Here is a 14,949-nt window from a genome sequence, read left to right on the forward strand (position 1 = left end):
CGAAGTGGTGAGCCGCTTCACCCGGCTACAACCTAAGGTGGCGACCCGCTGCGCCCGGCTGCGCCCGGCTGCGCCGCGCTTGCGATCGCCACGGCCCCGCTCGCGATCGCCACTAGACCTCGATGACGGTCGGCACGATCATCGGCTGCCGGCGGTAGGTCTCGCCCACCCATTTGCCGACGGTTCGCCGCACGCCCTGCGCGATGCGGCTCGGATCGGTGATGTTCTCGGCCAGCAGCGCTTCCAGCTCCTCCTCCACCCGGCGCACGGCGGGCTCGAGCGCCTTGGGATCCTCGGAGAATCCGCGCGAATGCAGGTGCGGCGGGACGACCGGACGCCCGGTGCCCCGCGCGACCACCACGGTCACCGCGACGAAACCCGACGACAGAATGAGCCGCTCGCCCAGGGTGATGTCGCCGACGTCGCCGTTGATCAGGCCGTCGACGAACATCTTGCCGACCGGTACCGCGCCGGCGATCGAGGCCTTGCCCGCGACCAGGTCGACGCTCACCCCGTTCTCGGCCAGCAGGATCGACTCCTCCGGCACGCCGGTGCGGGCCGCCAGTTTGGCGTTGGCGCGCAGCATGCGCCACGTCCCGTGCACCGGCATGACGTTGCGCGGCCGAATCCCGTTGTACAGGAACAACAGTTCCCCGGCGTAGGCGTGGCCCGAAACATGCACGCGCGCTTGGGCGTTGGTAACGACGCGGGCTCCGATCTTGGCGAGCTCGTCGATGACGCCGTAGACCGCTTCCTCGTTTCCCGGGATCAGCGACGACGCCAACACCACCAGATCACCCGCGGTCAGCGTGATGCTGCGGTGTTCGCCGCGCGACATCCGCGACAGCGCCGACATCGGTTCACCCTGGGTGCCGGTGGTGATCAGCACCACCTTCTCGGCCGGCATCATCTCGGCGGCGCCGATGTCGATCACGTCCGAGTCGGCCACCCGCAGGAATCCGAGTTCGCGGGCAATGCCCATGTTGCGCACCATGGATCGGCCGACGAACGATACCCGCCGGCCCAGAGCGACTGCGGCATCGATGATTTGCTGAACACGATCCACGTTGGAGGCGAAGCACGCCACGATGACGCGGCCGTCGGCGCCGCGGATCAGGCGGTGCAGCGTCGGACCCACTTCGCTTTCCGACGGTCCGACGCCGGGGTGCTCGGAATTGGTTGAGTCGCAGAGGAACAGGTCCACCCCGGCGTCGCCGAGCCGGGACATGCCGGGCAGGTCGGTCGGCCGGCCGTCCAGCGGAAGCTGGTCGAGCTTGATGTCGCCGGTGTGCAGGATGGTTCCCGCGCCGGTGTGCACGGCGATCGCCAGCGCGTCGGGGATGGAGTGGTTGACGGCGAAGTACTGGCATTCGAACACGCCGTGCGTGCTCCTCTGGCCCTCGGCCACCTCGACGAACACCGGCTTGAGCCGGTGTTCGCGGCACTTCGCGGCGACCAGCGCGAGGGTGAACTTCGAACCGACCACCGGGATGTCGGGGCGCAGCTTGAGCAGAAACGGGATGCCGCCGATGTGGTCCTCGTGCGCGTGGGTGAGCACCAACGCCTCGACGTCGTCGAGCCGATCCTCGATGTGGCGCAGATCCGGCAGGATCAGATCGACCCCGGGCTCGTCGTGGGTGGGGAACATCACGCCGCAGTCGATGATCAACAGCCGGCCCAGATGCTCGAAAACCGTCATGTTGCGGCCGATTTCGCTGATGCCGCCAAGAGCAGTGACCCGCAACCCTCCCGCGGCCAACGGGCCTGGCGGGGCGAGGTCTACATCCACTTCTCGGAAACTCCTCGGGTCACCGCAGCACCGAGGCCGCACGCATATCGGCGGCCAACGCGTCGAGTTGTTCTGGCGTCGCGGGCATTTGCGGCAACCGCGGATCTCCGACGTCGATGCCCTGCAGCCGCAGGCCCGCCTTGGACATCGTCACGCCACCCAGGCGGGCCATCGCGTCGCACAGCGGGGCGACGGTGGCGTTGATCTTGCGGGCGGTGGCGGTGTCTCCGGAGCCGAAGGCGGACAACATTTCCCGCAGCTGCCCCGCCGCCACGTGGGAAATCACGCTGATGAATCCGGTGGCGCCCATCGCCAGCCACGGCAGGTTCAGCGCGTCGTCGCCGGAGTAGTAGGCCAGGCCGGTCTCGGCGATGATCTGGCCACCACTGTGCAGGTCGGCCTTCGCGTCCTTGATCCCGACGATGTTCGGGTGGGCGGCCAGCGCGCGGATGGTCTCGGGCTGGATCGGTATCACCGAACGCGGCGGGATGTCGTAGAGCAGCACCGGCAACTCGGTCGCGTCGGCGACGGTGGTGAAGTGGGCGATCAGGCCGCTCTGCGGCGGCTTCGAGTAGTACGGGGTGACCACCAGCAGCCCGTGGGCGCCCTCGGCGGCGCAGGCCTTGGCCAGCCGGACGCTGTGGGCGGTGTCGTAGGTGCCCGCGCCGGCGATGACGCGGGCCCGGTCGCCGACCGCCTCCAGCACGACGCGCAGCAGCTCCCGCTTCTCGTCGTCCGTGGTGGTCGGGGACTCGCCGGTGGTTCCGGAGATCACCAGGCCGTCGCAGCCCGCGTCGATCAGGTGATTGGCCAGCTGAGCGGCCGCGGCGGTGTCAACGGAGCCGTCGGGGCGAAACGGTGTGACCATCGCGGTCAGCACGGTTCCCAACCGCGCTGGGGCGTCAAATCCGACCGTGCTCACGGTGTTCAGGTTACCTGGCGCCAGCAAGGTATTTAGCACCCACGTGACGCGCGCCGTTGCGCGTCGGCGCGTCAGGCCTCGGTCGCCAGTGGGCTGGTCGCGACCTCCGTGCCGTCGGCAAGCGTGGAGATCTCGAAGTCGGCGAACACCGCGGGTGCCACACCCGCCAGCTGGCGCAGGCACTCGATGGCGAGCCGCCGGATTTCCACGTCGGCGTGCTCGCTGGCGCGCATGGCGATGAAGTGGCGCCAGGCCCGGTAGTTGCCGGTCACGACGATGCGGGTTTCGGTCGCGTTGGGCAGCACGGCGCGGGCGGCCTGGCGGGCCTGCTTACGCCGCAGCACCGCATTGGGTTGGTCGGCGAATCTCGCTTCGAGTCTCGCCAGCAATTCGGCGTAGGTGGCGCGGCTGGCGTCGGCGGCCGCGGCCAGGATCTGCCGCAGTTCCGGATCGTCTTCCATCCCCGGCGGCACGACCACGTGCGAGTCCTTCTCGGGCACGTAGCGCTGGGACAGCTGCGAATAGGAGAAGTGCCGGTGCCGGATCAGCTCGTGGGTGCACGATCGCGAGATGCCGGTGATGTAGAGCGACACGCTTGCGTGCTCGAGCACCGAAAAGTGGCCGACGTCGATGATGTGCTTGATGTAGCCGGCGTTGGTCGCGGTCTTGGGGTTGGGTTTCGACCAGCTTTGATAGCAGGCCCGGCCGGCGAACTCGACCAGCGCGGGGCCGCCGTCGGCGTCGGTGCTCCACGGCACGTCCGGGGGCGCCAAGAAGTCGGTCTTGGCGATCAGTTGCACGCGCAGCGGCGCGATCTCGGCCACGGCGCTCACCTTAAGGCGTGCCGGGCTGGTCGGCGTCGCTGACCCGCACCCTGCCGCGGATCAGCGACGGCAGCAGGGCGTCGCGGAGCCCCGCCAGCCGCGCGCTCTCGGTGCGGCGCACGTGGCACAGCGCACCCAGCCCGGTGAGCGTCCGCAGCGCCTCGGGGCTCAACCGGCGCACGTCGGGGACCGATACATCCAGCAGATCGCGGGGCTGAATTCGCTGATGGCTGCCCGAGGTTCCCGCGACCTGCCGCTGCAGCCGTTGCGAGACGTCGGGTTGCCGCAGCGCCGACCACAGCGCGGAGGAATCGATGCCAACCGGCAGCAGCACGACGAACTCCGTGCTGGCCACCGCCATGTCCGACGGCAGGCCCACCACGTTCCAGATCCGCGGGATCCGCGGGTTCAGCTTGGCGAACAGGACGCACGGCTGGGTCAGCAGCAGCTTGGCGCTGCGCACCTGCGCCGCGCCGACCAGGTCGGGTCTGGCCCCGTCGTCGAACGCCGGGAGGCTGAAGTGGGCGATGCGGGCGTCGAACTCGCTGACGTTGCGGGTCGCCGTCGACCGGGTGGCCAGGCTCGACAGCCGCACCCGATCCGGTGCCGATTCGGCGAGGGCGACCATCAGGAGTTCCGCCGTCTCGATCACCCGGTCGTTGGCGGCGATTCTGTCGTCGAACGCGCCGAGCAGTTCGGCGATCCGCCGCCGTTCGCGCGCGGCGACGGTCCACACCGGAACGTGGTTCAGGATTCGCTGGTTGAGCAGGGGTTGCCCCGATCCGGATCGATGATCGGCCAGCCGGCAGGTCTGCAGGGCGTAGTACCAGTACCTGGTCTCCTGCGGGTCTTTGGCGCGACACACCAGTGCGTTCTCGGTGACCCAGACGTCGGAGTCGCAGTAGCGCAGGCTGCCGCAGTACGACCCGACGCGGCCGAGCACGATCAAGGGCCCGGTGGCGTTGTGCTCGGCGGCGTAACCGATCGCGCCGTTGGCGCCGTAGACGGGGACGCGCCCGTCGGAGTCTCGCGGCGGGGCGCTGCTCCCGGTGCTGAAGTCGAGGTGCTCCCCCAGGACGGTCTTCACCGCAGCCGCTTCACCTGTCGGCGCACCACGTTTTCCGCGCGGGCCGACTCGTCCAGCGCGGCCAGCAGGTCGTCGGTCAACCGCGCGATCTTGTCGTCGACGGGTTCGCCGTCGTCCGGCGTGCTGGGTGCCTCCACGTAGCGTCCCGGCGTCAGCGGGTAGCCCGCGGCCCTGATGGCGTGCACCGGAACGGATTGACAAAACCCCGGAACATCTTGATAGGCAATGCCTTTGGCGAGGGCGGACGCCGTTCCCGACCACCCCTGGTAGGTGTCAGCGATCCGGGCGATCTCCTCGCCCGTCAGCGCGCGCTCGGCCCGATCCACCAGGTAGCCCAGGTCGCGTGCATCGATGAACAACACCTGCCCCGACCGGTGTGCCTTGTCCATGGCGAAAAACCACAGGCACACCGGTATTCCGGTGCTGCGGAACAGCTGCGCGGGCAGCGCGACCATGCACGACACCAGGTCCGCATCGATGATCCGGGCCCGGATGTCGCCCTCGCCCATCGCGGTCGACGACATGGAGCCGTTGACCATCACCACGCCGGCCGTGCCGCCCGGGCCCAGCTTGGACAGGATGTGCTGAATCCAGGCGTAATTCGCGTTGGTCGCGGGCGGAACGCCGAAGCGCCAGCGCGGGTCGCCCTCGTCGCGCGACCAATCTTTGATGTTGAAGGGCGGATTCGCCAGCACGTAGTCCATCTGCACGCCGGCGTGCAGATCGGTGGCCAGCGTGTCGGCACACCGCGCCCCCAGGCCCGAGTTGTCGATGCCGTGCACGGCCAGGTTCATCTTCGCCATCCGCCAGGTCTGCTCGACGCTTTCCTGTCCGTAGACGGTGACTTTCGCGGGATCGCCGTCGCGTTCGGCGATGAAGTGTTCGGTCTGCACGAACATGCCGCCCGAGCCGCAGCATGGGTCATACACCCGCCCGCCCGCCGGTTCGAGCACCTCGACGAGCAGCCGCACGACGCTTGGCGGAGTGAAGAATTCACCGCCACGCCGGCCTTCCGCGCGGGCGAAATTGCCCAGGAAGTACTCGTACACCTCGCCCATCAGGTCCCCGGCCCGCCCGCCGTCGTCGCCGATTCGTGCGCCGTCGAGCACGGTCACCAGGTCGGCGAGGCGACGTGGGTCGAGGTTTTCGTACAGCCGGGGCAGCGTCCCGGCCAACGCCGGGTTCGCGGTCATCACGGCGTCCATCGCGTCGTCCGCCAGGCGGCCGAGGCCATCGGATGTGACGTTGTCCGCCAACGCTTTCCAGTCCGATTCGGAGACGTGCTTGAGGAACACCAAGCCCAGGATCACGTCCTTGTACTCGCCGGCCGACAGCGAACCGCGCAGCTTCTCGGCCGCCTTCCACAGCGTGGCCTTGAGCTCCCTGGACGTGGACGCCGGCATCAGCTGACCCGCTTGGCCGCCGCGCGCAACTCGCCGGACAGGTCGCCGCGCCCGGCGACGCTGAATCCGCCCAGGCCCAGCCAGGACGCCATGGACTCGAGTTCACCGGCCAGCGTCGCGGCAACTCGGGGCCTGGGGGCGTCGGGCTCGCCGAACGCGCCGAGTACCCGCAGCGAGTTGGCGGCGCGGTCGGCCTTGAGGTCCACCCGCGCCACCAGCCGCCCGTCCATCAGCAGCGGCCACACGTAGTAGCCGTATTGGCGCTTGGCGGCCGGGGTGTAAATCTCGATGCGGTAATGGAATTCGAATAATCTCTCGACGCGCGGGCGGAAGAAGATGAGCGGATCGAACGGGCACAGCAGCGCGGTGCCGCGGTCGGCGCGGGGCACGGTGCGGCCCGCCCGCAGGTAGGCCGGGGCCGACCACCCGTCGACCTCGACCGGCTCGATGTCGCCTGTGGCCACCAGCGCGGCGATCGCCGGCTTGACCTGCTGGGCCGACAGCCGAAAGTAGTCGCGGATGTCGGCCTCGGTGGCCACGCCCAGCGCGGCGGCGGCCCGCAGCGCGAGTTCGCGGATCGCCTCGTCGTCGTCGACCTCGCGGGCCAGCACGGCGGCCGGCAGCACCCGCTCCACCAGGTCGTAGTGCCGAGCGAAGCCCACCCGGGTGGCCGTGGTGAGCACTCCGGCCGAAAACAGTGCCTCGGCCACCCACTTGGTGTCGCTGCGGCTGCCCCACCAGCTTCCTTTGGGCCCACGCGGTCCGGCCTCGAGATGGGCCTCAATCTGTCCGGCGGTGCTGGGTCCGAGCTCGCCCACGGCGGCGACGATCTTGTCGGCGAGTTGCGGGTTGGCCTTGACGACGTGGGTGCCCCACCGGCCATGCGTGTACTGGCGCATCCGCCAGCGCAACAGCGGCCAGTCCTCGACGGCCATCAGCGCGGCCTCGTGCGCCCAGTACTCCGCCAGCAGCCGCGATGACCGCGGGCCCCAGGCCGCGCGGTCGAGCACCTCCCGGTCATAGGGACCGAGCCGGCTGAACACCGGGGCGTAGTGCGCGCGCACCGCCACCGAGACCGAATCTAGTTGCAGCACTTGGATTCTGGAGATTAACCGCTTCAGATGCGCGCGCGTGATCTCGCCACCGGGGCGGGGGTCGGTAAATCCTTGGGCCGCAACGGCTATCCGCCGGGCTTGGGCGGCCGACAGCCTGCGGGTTGGCACGGCGCCGAGAATACCTCTTGGGTGCGACAACCCTCGGCGGCCGGGCCGGCGTGGCTCAGCCCGCGGCGACCTTGCGGTCCAGCGGTTTCAACACGCCCTCGTCGTCCGAGTCGTTTTGTTCCTCGTAGGCCGCCTCGAGAGCCTTCGGTACCTCGTCGAGGTCGCGGTACACGCCCATCAGCTGCTCGAGGATCTTGATGCGCCGGGCCGTCGCCTCGTCGACCGCGCGCCGGGCCTTGTCCCGGTAGTGATCGGCGCCCTTTTTCGCGTCGCCGAGCAGCTGCTCGCACTCCCGCTCGGCGTCCTGGCGCGCCTTCTCGATCGCCGATTGCGTGTCGGCGCGCATCTCGGCCAGCTCGGCGTCCAGCTTCTCCTTGGTCTCCTGGTACTCGGTTTCCAGGGCTTTCTGCTGCGCGGCCATGTCGGCGAGCACGTCGTCGCGCTTTCGCTCCGCGGCTTCGGCCTCGGCCTCGGCCGCCGCGATCAGCGCATCCGCCTCGGCCCGCGCCTCGGCCTGCATCTCGGCCACCTCGTCGACCGCGCGGCTCAGCATTTTGGCCATCCGCTGCTGCACCGCGTGCGGCGACGGCGAGGTGTCCGTGAGCGCGGCCACCTCCTTGCGCAGCGCGGCCGTCTGATCGCCGGATTCCTGCAGCCGGGCGCGCAGGCTCTCGACGTCGTCGAGCAGCAGCTGCTGCTTGGTGGTCAGCATCTCGATGTGGGCATCAACCGCGGCCGCGTCGTAGCCCATGAATTTTCGAGAGAACGTCTTCACGGGTTCGGTTTTCACTGCCAATTCCCCCTTCTCTCCAAACGCCTGGTTGACGCTGTGCGCCCCGCCCCCGCGTCCGAGTATGTCAGGTCAGGCCGTGGGCGCGAGCGGGTGCGCGGAGGGCCGCCGATAGCTGTGGAAGCGATACCGCAGTCCCGAGCGGCTGGCCAGCCACGCCCCCGTTTCACCCACCCAAGTGTCGTCCAGCATCGGCGCCAGCGCATCGTCGTCGTCGCGTCGCAAATCGATTTCGATCTCGGTGACCTCGCAGCGGGTGGCGTAGGGCAGCGCCAGCAAATAAATCTGCTCGCCGCCGATGACCCAAGTCTCGGGGCCGCCCGCGCCGTGGGCGAGGGCCTCCTCCACGGTCCCGGCCACCTGCGCGCCGTCGGCGACGAATCCGGTGTCGCGGGACAGGACGACATTGCGGCGGCCCGGCAGGGGGCGCACCTTCGCCGGTAACGAGTCCCAGGTCCGCCGGCCCATGATCACCGGGTGTCCCATGGTCACCTCTTTGAACCGGGAAAGATCTTCCGGCACGTTCCAGGGGATGTCGCCACCACGCCCGATGACGCCGGAGGTCGACTGAGCCCACACCAGGCCCACCTCGGTCATATGCGCTGCTCCTTGATCCCGGCTTGCAAGCCACCCGAGCCGGCCTCGTGGCCGGCGCGCGTCATACCGCGACAGGGGCTTTGATCGCCGGATGTGGGTCGTAGTTCTTTACGACGACGTCGTCGTAGGTGTAATCGAAGATCGAATCACGGTCTCCCAGAACGAGTTCCGGGTACGGCCGGGGGTCGCGGCTCAGCTGCAGCCGCACCTGCTCGACGTGGTTGTCGTAGATGTGGCAGTCCCCGCCCGTCCACACGAACTCGCCGACCGCGAGGCCGGACTGGGCGGCCATCATGTGGGTCAGCAGCGCATAGCTGGCGATGTTGAACGGCACACCCAGGAACAGGTCCGCGCTGCGCTGGTAAAGCTGGCAGCTCAGCCGCCCGCCGGCCACGTAGAACTGGAAGAACGCGTGACACGGCGGCAGCGCCATCTGCGGAATTTCGCCGACATTCCAGGCCGACACGATGATGCGCCGCGAGTCGGGATCGGTGCGCAGCAGTTCGAGGGCCGCGCTGATCTGATCGACGTGCTCGCCCGACGGTGTCGGCCAGGACCGCCATTGCACACCGTAGATTGGCCCGAGATCGCCTGTGCCGCTTGCCCATTCGTCCCAAATGGTGACGCCGTGTTCGTGCAGCCAGGCGACGTTGGAGTCGCCACGCAGGAACCACAGCAATTCGTAGATCACCGACTTGAGGTGCACCTTCTTGGTGGTGAGCAGCGGGAAACCGGCCGCCAGGTCATACCGCAGCTGCTGACCGAACAGGCTGCGAGTGCCGGTGCCGGTGCGGTCGGATTTGGCCGTTCCCTGATCGAGCACCAGGCGGAGCAAGTCCTCGTAGGGCGTCGGGATCGGCACGCCGCCAGCTTAGCGGCGATCGCAAGCGCGGCGTGGCCGGGCGCGGCGGGTCGGCGCCAATGAATTCAGCGGCGATCGCAAGCGCGGCGTGGCCGGGCGCGGCGGGTCGGCGCCGATGAATTTACCTCTAGGCCCGCGGAGTAGAACGGGTGCCATGCCGAACATCATCGACGTCGTCACCACCCCCGATGGCACCTGCACGGTGCACCTGTTCACCCCCGACGGCCCGGAATCCCAAGTGCCGTGGCCCGGTGTGGTCATGTATCCCGACGCCGGCGGCGTGCGCGACACGTTCCAGCAGATGGCCGCCAAGCTGTCCGGCTTCGGCTACACGGTGCTGCTTCCCGACGTTTACTACCGCACCGCGGACTGGACGCCGTTCGACATGGCGACCGTGTTCAGCGACGAGAAGGAGCGCGGGCGCCTGTTCTCGATGATCGGCAGCGTCACCCCGGACCGGATGGCCGCCGACGCCGGCGCGTTCTTCGACTATCTGGCCGCCCGTCCGGAGGTGGTCGGCGAGCGATTCGGGGTGTGCGGCTATTGCATGGGCGGCCGGACGTCGCTGATGGTGGCCGGGCGGGTGCCCGACCGGGTGGCCGCGGCGGCGTCCTTCCACGGCGGCGGCCTGGTGGCCGACACCGACGACAGCCCGCACCTGCTGGCCGACCGGATGAGCGCCACGGTGTACGTGGGCGGCGCCCAGAACGACGCGTCGTTCACCGCCGGTGACGCCGAGCGGCTCGACAAGGCGCTGACGGCGGCCGGCGTCGAGCACACCATCGAGTGGTATTCGGCCGGCCACGGGTTCGCGGTTCCGGACAACGCGCCGTACGACGCCGCCGCGGCCGAGCGGCATTGGGACGCGATGACGGAGCTGTTCGCGTCGGCGCTACCGCGCTAACGCGGTCATCAGCAGCGTCGCGGCCACCGTGGTGCCGTCGGTGCGGATCGTGGCGGCCACGGATCTCGCCCGCGCACAGGTCCGGTCGGTCAGCACCGCCTTGAGCGCGGTCGACAGCGACTCGGTGGTCGGGGCGGGGCCGTCATGGGCGGCGCCGATGCCCAGGTCGCGCACCCGGGTCGCCCAATAGGGCTGGTCAGCCCCCTGGGGTATCACCACCTGCGGCGCGCCGGCCCGGGCGGCCGCCGTCGTGGTGCCGGCGCCGCCGTGGTGCACGACGGCGGCGACCCGCCCGAACAGCGCCTGGTGGTTGACCTCGCCGACGGCCACGCAGTCGTCCCGACCGTCGATCGGGGCCAGGTCGGCCCAGCCGCGCGAGACCACGGCCCGGCGGCCCTGCGCGCGGACCGCCTCGATGGCCGTCCGCGCGATGTCATGCGAGGCGCGCATCGGCATGCTGCCGAAGCCCACATAGACCGGCGGTGTGCCCGCGTCGAGGAATTCGATTAACTCGGGCGGCAGCGGGCGTTCGTCGCGCAGCAGCCAGGCGCCGGTTTGGACGACGTCGAGCTCGGCGGGCTGCCATGGATCCAGGATCGGATCGGTCGCCAGCCACGGGCGGTCGGTCAGCGCGTAGTCGCGCAGGTTGTCCAGCGGCGGCAGTCCGATCGCCGCCCGGTGACCGTCGAGCGTCGCGCCGAACGGCTCCTGCATGTGCAGGCCGTCGAGTTGCCACAGCAGCAGGTTGTCGACCGTGCCCGGCGGGAACGGCCCGTTGGCGTACGTCGGCGGCGGGTGGTGCGGCGACGGCAGGATGGTGGGCTGGTAGCTGACGTAGACGTAGCGGATCCCCAGGCTTTCGGCCACCGATCGGGCGGCGGCGGCGGCCGGCGGGAAGCCCGCCACCACCATCGCGTCGCAGCCCTCGGCCGCGGCGGCCACGGCGTCGAATTGCACGGCGATCAGTGCGTCCAGGTGCCGGCGCAGGTCCGCCTCCGACGGCGTCGCCCCGGTCTTCATCGCTCGCAGTGAGTCGCCGAACGGCAGCAGCGGCACCTCGACACGGGCCAGCAGCTCGACGAATTCTGCGTCCGGCGGCGCGCTCACCCGCGCGTCAACGCCGAGCGCCCGCAGGTGCACCGCGAGCGCGGCGAGCGGTTCGACACCTCCGCGCGAGTCGTACGCCGACAGCAACACCCGCATTCGCGTCACTCCCACCTGCCTGGTCGGCAAACTCTATCGCCGGCCGGGCGCCGGGGTACCGGCCTCGCAGCAAATTCCAGCGCCCCGGCCGGCTTTTCGCCAGCGCACGCGTAAAAATCACCGCGAGCTCAAACATGGCAGCGGCGCCGAACCTCAGAAGGCCGGCAGGTCCACCAATTCGGCCAGGCGGGCGCGGTGACGGTAGGCGGTGCCGAATGCCAACTGGTCGCTCTTGGCCCGCTTGAGGTACAGGTGTGCCGGATATTCCCAGGTCATCCCGATGCCGCCGTGCAACTGCACGCACTCCTCGGCGGCGTGCACGGCGACATCGCTGCAGTAGGCCTGGGCGATGGCCGCCGCCGCATCCGCGTCGGTGCCGTCTCCGGCGCAGGTGTCGGCCGCGTAGCGGGCCGCGGCCGTCGCCGCACCGACCTCGAACCACAGGTCGGCCAGCCGGTGCTTGATCGCCTGGTAGGAGCCGATCGTGCGGCCGAATTGCCTGCGCTCCCTGGCGTACTCCAGTGTGGTCTCGAAGCACCATTGGGCGACCCCGAGTTGCTCGGACGCCAGCAGGGCCGCCCCAGTCCGGATGGCTTCGGCGATCGGCGCGTCGCCGGCCCCGACCCGGGACGACGGAGATCCCGAAAACGACACGGTGGCAAGGGGTCTGGTCATGTCCAGCGCGAGCGCCGGGGAAATTTGCACGCCCGCCGCGTCGCGGGCGACGGTGTGTAGCTCGAGCCCGTCGCTCCCGGCGACCGGGACCACCAGCACATCGGCGGCGTCGGCCCCGGCCACGCTGGTGACCGTCCCGCTCAGCCCGTCGGCGCCGCCGCTCACGCCCGTGATCGGGTCGCCCGGTGCGCTCGACAGCGGCACCACCAACGCCGCCGTCAGCTCGCCCTGGGCCAGCGCCGACACGGTCTCGGTGTCACCGGCCCGCAGCAGCGCGATCGTGGCGAGGACCGCGCTGGGCAGGAACGGCACCGGCGCCACGGCCCGGCCGATCTCCTCCATGACCACGGCGGCCTCGCGGGCGCTGGCGTCGGCGCCGCCCAGCGACTCCGGAACCAGCAGGCCGGCCACACCCAGTTCGGTGGCCAGCGTGCGCCACACTCCCGAAAAGTCTTGCGGTTGCGGGCCATAGATACGCGTGACCGTTTCGGGTGGGCACCGCTCGGCGAACAGCTGACGGACGCCGGCCCGCAATGCATCTTCGGTGTCGGAGTACAACAGGTCGGCGGTGTGTGCGCTCATCGGGGCAGGTCCTTCCACGCGACGTCTTTGTCGACACGATGTTCACCCGGCAGGCCGAGGATGCGCTCGGAGATGGTATTGCGCAGGATTTCTGACGTGCCGCCTTCGATCGAGTTGCCGCGCGCCCGCAGGTAGCGGTAGCCGGGCCCGCGACCGACCAGGTCGACCGTCTCGGGCCTGCGCATGGTCCAGTCGTCGTAGTACAGCCCGGATTCGCCGTGCAGCTCGATCTCGAAGCCCGAAATCGCTTGCGCCAGTTTGGCGAAAGCCACCTTCATGCCGGCGCCCTCAGGGCCGGGCTGACCGGTGGCCGCCTGTTGCCGCAACCGTTCACCGGCGAGCCGAAAGACCTCCGCCTCGACCCACAGCCGCATCAGCTGGTCGTGCATCGCGGGGTTGCGCAGTGCGGGCTCGTCGCGCCAGGCCGCGGTGACCTTGCCGATGTGGCCGCCTTCTCGCGGGACGCCGGCACGCGACCCGATGGCGACGCGTTCGTTGTTGAGCGTGGTGGTCGCGACCCGCCAGCCGCCGCCCTCCGGGCCGAGGCGATTGGCATCGGGCACCCGGACGTCGGTGAGGAACACCTCGTTGAATTCCGCCTCGCCGGTGATCTGTCGCAACGGCCGGATATCGACCCCCGGTTGCGTCAGGTCGCAGAGGAAGTAGGTCAGACCGTGGTGTTTCGGCACGGTCGGATCGGTCCGGGCGACCAGGATGGCCATCTGCGCGTGTTGCGCCTGCGAGGTCCACACCTTCTGCCCGTTGACAATCCAGTCTTGGGGGTTATGGGCGTCTCGCACCGCACGGGTGGCAACCCCGGCCAGGTCGGATCCGGCGCCAGGCTCGCTGAACAGCTGGCAGTAGATCTGCTCACCGGTGAACAACGGGCGCAGGAACTTTCGCTTCTGCTCGTCCGTGCCGAAGGCCGCGATCGTGGGCGCCGCCATGCCCATGCCGATGTAATTCTTGCGGGTGCCGCCCACCGGCGCGCCGGCGGCGGCCAGCCGGGCGTCGACGCGCTCCTGAGCGGTGCGCGGCAGATCGAGCCCGCCGAAGCCGTGCGGTAGATGTACCCAGGCCAGCCCCGCATCGTATTGTGCGCCAAGGAAATCCCGTGGGTCGCTGGTCGCCGGATCGTGTTCGTCGAGCAGGGCCTGCACCCGCGCGTCCAGGTCGGCCGTATCGACGGCGGTCATTGGCCGCCGCCCGGGGCGGACTGGAATCCCTGTGCGGCGCCCAGCAGCAGGCCACCGTCGATCACCATGGTTTCGCCGGTGATCCAGCTGGCCGCGTCGGAGACCAGGAAGCCGACGGCCGCGGCCACGTCGATCGGCTCCCCGATGCGCCCGAGCGCGATCGACGACGCCAGCGGGTCCTCGTGGTCCTTCCACAGCGCCTCTGCGAGCCGGGTGCGCACCACACCCGGGCATATCGCATTGACCCTGATACGTGGCGAAAGTTCCAGCGCCAGTTGCTTCGTGACGTGGATCAGCGCGGCCTTGGTGGCGTTGTACATCCCCATCGCCGGCGATTGATGCAGGCCGCCGATGGAAGCCGTGTTGACGATCGCCCCGCCGTGCTCACCCATCCACGACTTGACCACGAGTGAGGTCCACAGCAGCGGTGCCCACAGGTTGACATCGAAGATCTTGGTGAAGCGGGCGTGATCCTGGTCGATCAGCGGACCGTATGCCGGATTGGTTCCGGCGTTGTTGATCAGGATGTCGACGCTGCCGAAACGCTCCAATGTGAGCTCGACGCAGCGGCGCGCCGCGTCCTCGTCGACCGCGTGGGCGCCCACCCCGAGGGCCTGCTTCCCCACCTGGGCGGCGGCCTCGTCGGCGGCCTCCTGCTTGCGCGCGGTGAGCACCACGTTGGCCCCCGCGGCCGCCAGCTGCTGGGCGATCGACAGCCCGATTCCGCGCGACGCGCCGGTGATGATCGCGGTGCGGCCGGTCAGATCTTGTGAGGTCATGGTGTCGGGCCTTCCGTCGCGGTGAGAGCCGCCGTTGCGCAGCGGGAACTTCGGTTGCTGTCGAATTTTATTCGCGATGTTTTGAACATGTGTTGAGGTGGTATGCCACGCGC

The 14,949-nt window shown here is 69.5% G+C and carries 14 protein-coding genes; 1 reads left to right on the plus strand and 13 read right to left on the minus strand.

Features of this window, described 5'->3' with window-relative positions:
- Nucleotides 1-112: 112 nt before the first annotated feature.
- The 9 genes from A5708_RS01210 to A5708_RS01250 all read right to left on the minus strand — a co-directional run bounded on the left by A5708_RS01210 (nucleotide 113) and on the right by A5708_RS01250 (nucleotide 9,497).
- Nucleotides 113-1,789, minus strand: coding sequence for a ribonuclease J (locus tag A5708_RS01210; protein WP_065026872.1), 1,677 nt, complete (start codon nucleotides 1,787-1,789; stop codon nucleotides 113-115).
- A 19-nt stretch (nucleotides 1,790-1,808) separates the two neighbouring features.
- Entirely contained in the window at nucleotides 1,809-2,711 is a 903-nt protein-coding gene (gene dapA / locus A5708_RS01215; RefSeq protein WP_065026873.1) for a 4-hydroxy-tetrahydrodipicolinate synthase, read from the minus strand.
- A gap of 71 nt (nucleotides 2,712-2,782) precedes the next feature.
- Nucleotides 2,783-3,535 (minus strand): FAD-dependent thymidylate synthase, encoded by a 753-nt coding sequence (gene thyX / locus A5708_RS01220; RefSeq protein ID WP_065026927.1) that lies wholly within the window; start codon nucleotides 3,533-3,535, stop codon nucleotides 2,783-2,785.
- Nucleotides 3,536-3,545: 10 nt separating this feature from the next.
- The gene (locus A5708_RS01225; RefSeq protein ID WP_065026874.1) at nucleotides 3,546-4,622 is read right to left on the minus strand and encodes a restriction endonuclease subunit S; all 1,077 of its coding nucleotides are present in this window, start codon (nucleotides 4,620-4,622) and stop codon (nucleotides 3,546-3,548) included.
- Nucleotides 4,619-6,025, minus strand: coding sequence for a type I restriction-modification system subunit M (locus A5708_RS01230; RefSeq protein WP_065026875.1), 1,407 nt, complete (start codon nucleotides 6,023-6,025; stop codon nucleotides 4,619-4,621). Before A5708_RS01230 ends, A5708_RS01225 begins: the two co-directional genes overlap by 4 nt.
- Complete coding sequence (locus A5708_RS01235) at nucleotides 6,025-7,278, minus strand: winged helix-turn-helix domain-containing protein (protein ID WP_196772485.1); 1,254 nt, start codon at nucleotides 7,276-7,278, stop codon at nucleotides 6,025-6,027. Before A5708_RS01235 ends, A5708_RS01230 begins: the two co-directional genes overlap by 1 nt.
- A gap of 25 nt (nucleotides 7,279-7,303) precedes the next feature.
- On the minus strand, nucleotides 7,304-8,038 hold the full coding sequence (locus tag A5708_RS01240; protein ID WP_065026877.1) for a cell division protein DivIVA: 735 nt from the start codon (nucleotides 8,036-8,038) through the stop codon (nucleotides 7,304-7,306).
- Between the two features lie 72 nt (nucleotides 8,039-8,110).
- A complete protein-coding gene (locus A5708_RS01245; RefSeq protein ID WP_065026878.1) occupies nucleotides 8,111-8,635 on the minus strand; it encodes a dihydrofolate reductase in 525 nt (174 codons plus the stop codon).
- 61 nt (nucleotides 8,636-8,696) lie between these two features.
- Entirely contained in the window at nucleotides 8,697-9,497 is an 801-nt protein-coding gene (locus A5708_RS01250; protein WP_065026879.1) for a thymidylate synthase, read from the minus strand.
- 154 nt (nucleotides 9,498-9,651) lie between these two features.
- On the opposite strand from A5708_RS01250, the gene A5708_RS01255 reads away from it, so the two are divergent.
- A complete protein-coding gene (locus A5708_RS01255; protein ID WP_065026880.1) occupies nucleotides 9,652-10,401 on the plus strand; it encodes a dienelactone hydrolase family protein in 750 nt (249 codons plus the stop codon).
- On the opposite strand, the gene A5708_RS01260 is transcribed toward A5708_RS01255, so the two are convergent.
- The 4 genes from A5708_RS01260 to A5708_RS01275 form a co-directional block, all read right to left on the minus strand.
- The gene (locus A5708_RS01260; protein WP_065026881.1) at nucleotides 10,390-11,604 is read right to left on the minus strand and encodes a glycosyltransferase; all 1,215 of its coding nucleotides are present in this window, start codon (nucleotides 11,602-11,604) and stop codon (nucleotides 10,390-10,392) included. The genes A5708_RS01255 and A5708_RS01260 overlap by 12 nt on opposite strands.
- 153 nt (nucleotides 11,605-11,757) lie before the next feature.
- Nucleotides 11,758-12,861: an acyl-CoA dehydrogenase family protein gene (locus tag A5708_RS01265; protein WP_065026882.1), complete on the minus strand. Its 1,104-nt coding sequence runs from the start codon at nucleotides 12,859-12,861 to the stop codon at nucleotides 11,758-11,760.
- Nucleotides 12,858-14,057 carry an acyl-CoA dehydrogenase family protein gene (locus A5708_RS01270; RefSeq protein ID WP_065026883.1) on the minus strand — a complete coding sequence of 400 codons (1,200 nt, stop codon included), beginning with the start codon at nucleotides 14,055-14,057 and terminating at the stop codon, nucleotides 12,858-12,860. Before A5708_RS01270 ends, A5708_RS01265 begins: the two co-directional genes overlap by 4 nt.
- On the minus strand, nucleotides 14,054-14,836 hold the full coding sequence (locus A5708_RS01275) for an SDR family oxidoreductase (RefSeq protein WP_065026884.1): 783 nt from the start codon (nucleotides 14,834-14,836) through the stop codon (nucleotides 14,054-14,056). The genes A5708_RS01270 and A5708_RS01275 overlap by 4 nt, the downstream gene beginning before the upstream one ends.
- Between the last annotated feature and the right edge of the window lie 113 nt (nucleotides 14,837-14,949).

The sequence above is a fragment of the Mycobacterium colombiense genome, assembly GCF_001672755.1.
In the GTDB taxonomy this organism is placed as follows: domain Bacteria; phylum Actinomycetota; class Actinomycetes; order Mycobacteriales; family Mycobacteriaceae; genus Mycobacterium; species Mycobacterium colombiense_C.

What these genes read in the sequence shown, in the direction of transcription:
- A5708_RS01230 (WP_065026875.1), bottom strand. Translation starts at nt 6,025, where the DNA reads ATGCCGGCGTCCACGTCCAGGGAGCTCAAGGCCACGCTGTGGAAGGCG.
- A5708_RS01245 (WP_065026878.1), bottom strand. Translation starts at nt 8,635, where the DNA reads ATGACCGAGGTGGGCCTGGTGTGGGCTCAGTCGACCTCCGGCGTCATC.
- A5708_RS01255 (WP_065026880.1), top strand. Translation starts at nt 9,652, where the DNA reads ATGCCGAACATCATCGACGTCGTCACCACCCCCGATGGCACCTGCACG.
- A5708_RS01260 (WP_065026881.1), bottom strand. Translation starts at nt 11,604, where the DNA reads ATGCGGGTGTTGCTGTCGGCGTACGACTCGCGCGGAGGTGTCGAACCG.
- A5708_RS01265 (WP_065026882.1), bottom strand. Translation starts at nt 12,861, where the DNA reads ATGAGCGCACACACCGCCGACCTGTTGTACTCCGACACCGAAGATGCA.
- A5708_RS01270 (WP_065026883.1), bottom strand. Translation starts at nt 14,057, where the DNA reads ATGACCGCCGTCGATACGGCCGACCTGGACGCGCGGGTGCAGGCCCTG.
- A5708_RS01275 (WP_065026884.1), bottom strand. Translation starts at nt 14,836, where the DNA reads ATGACCTCACAAGATCTGACCGGCCGCACCGCGATCATCACCGGCGCG.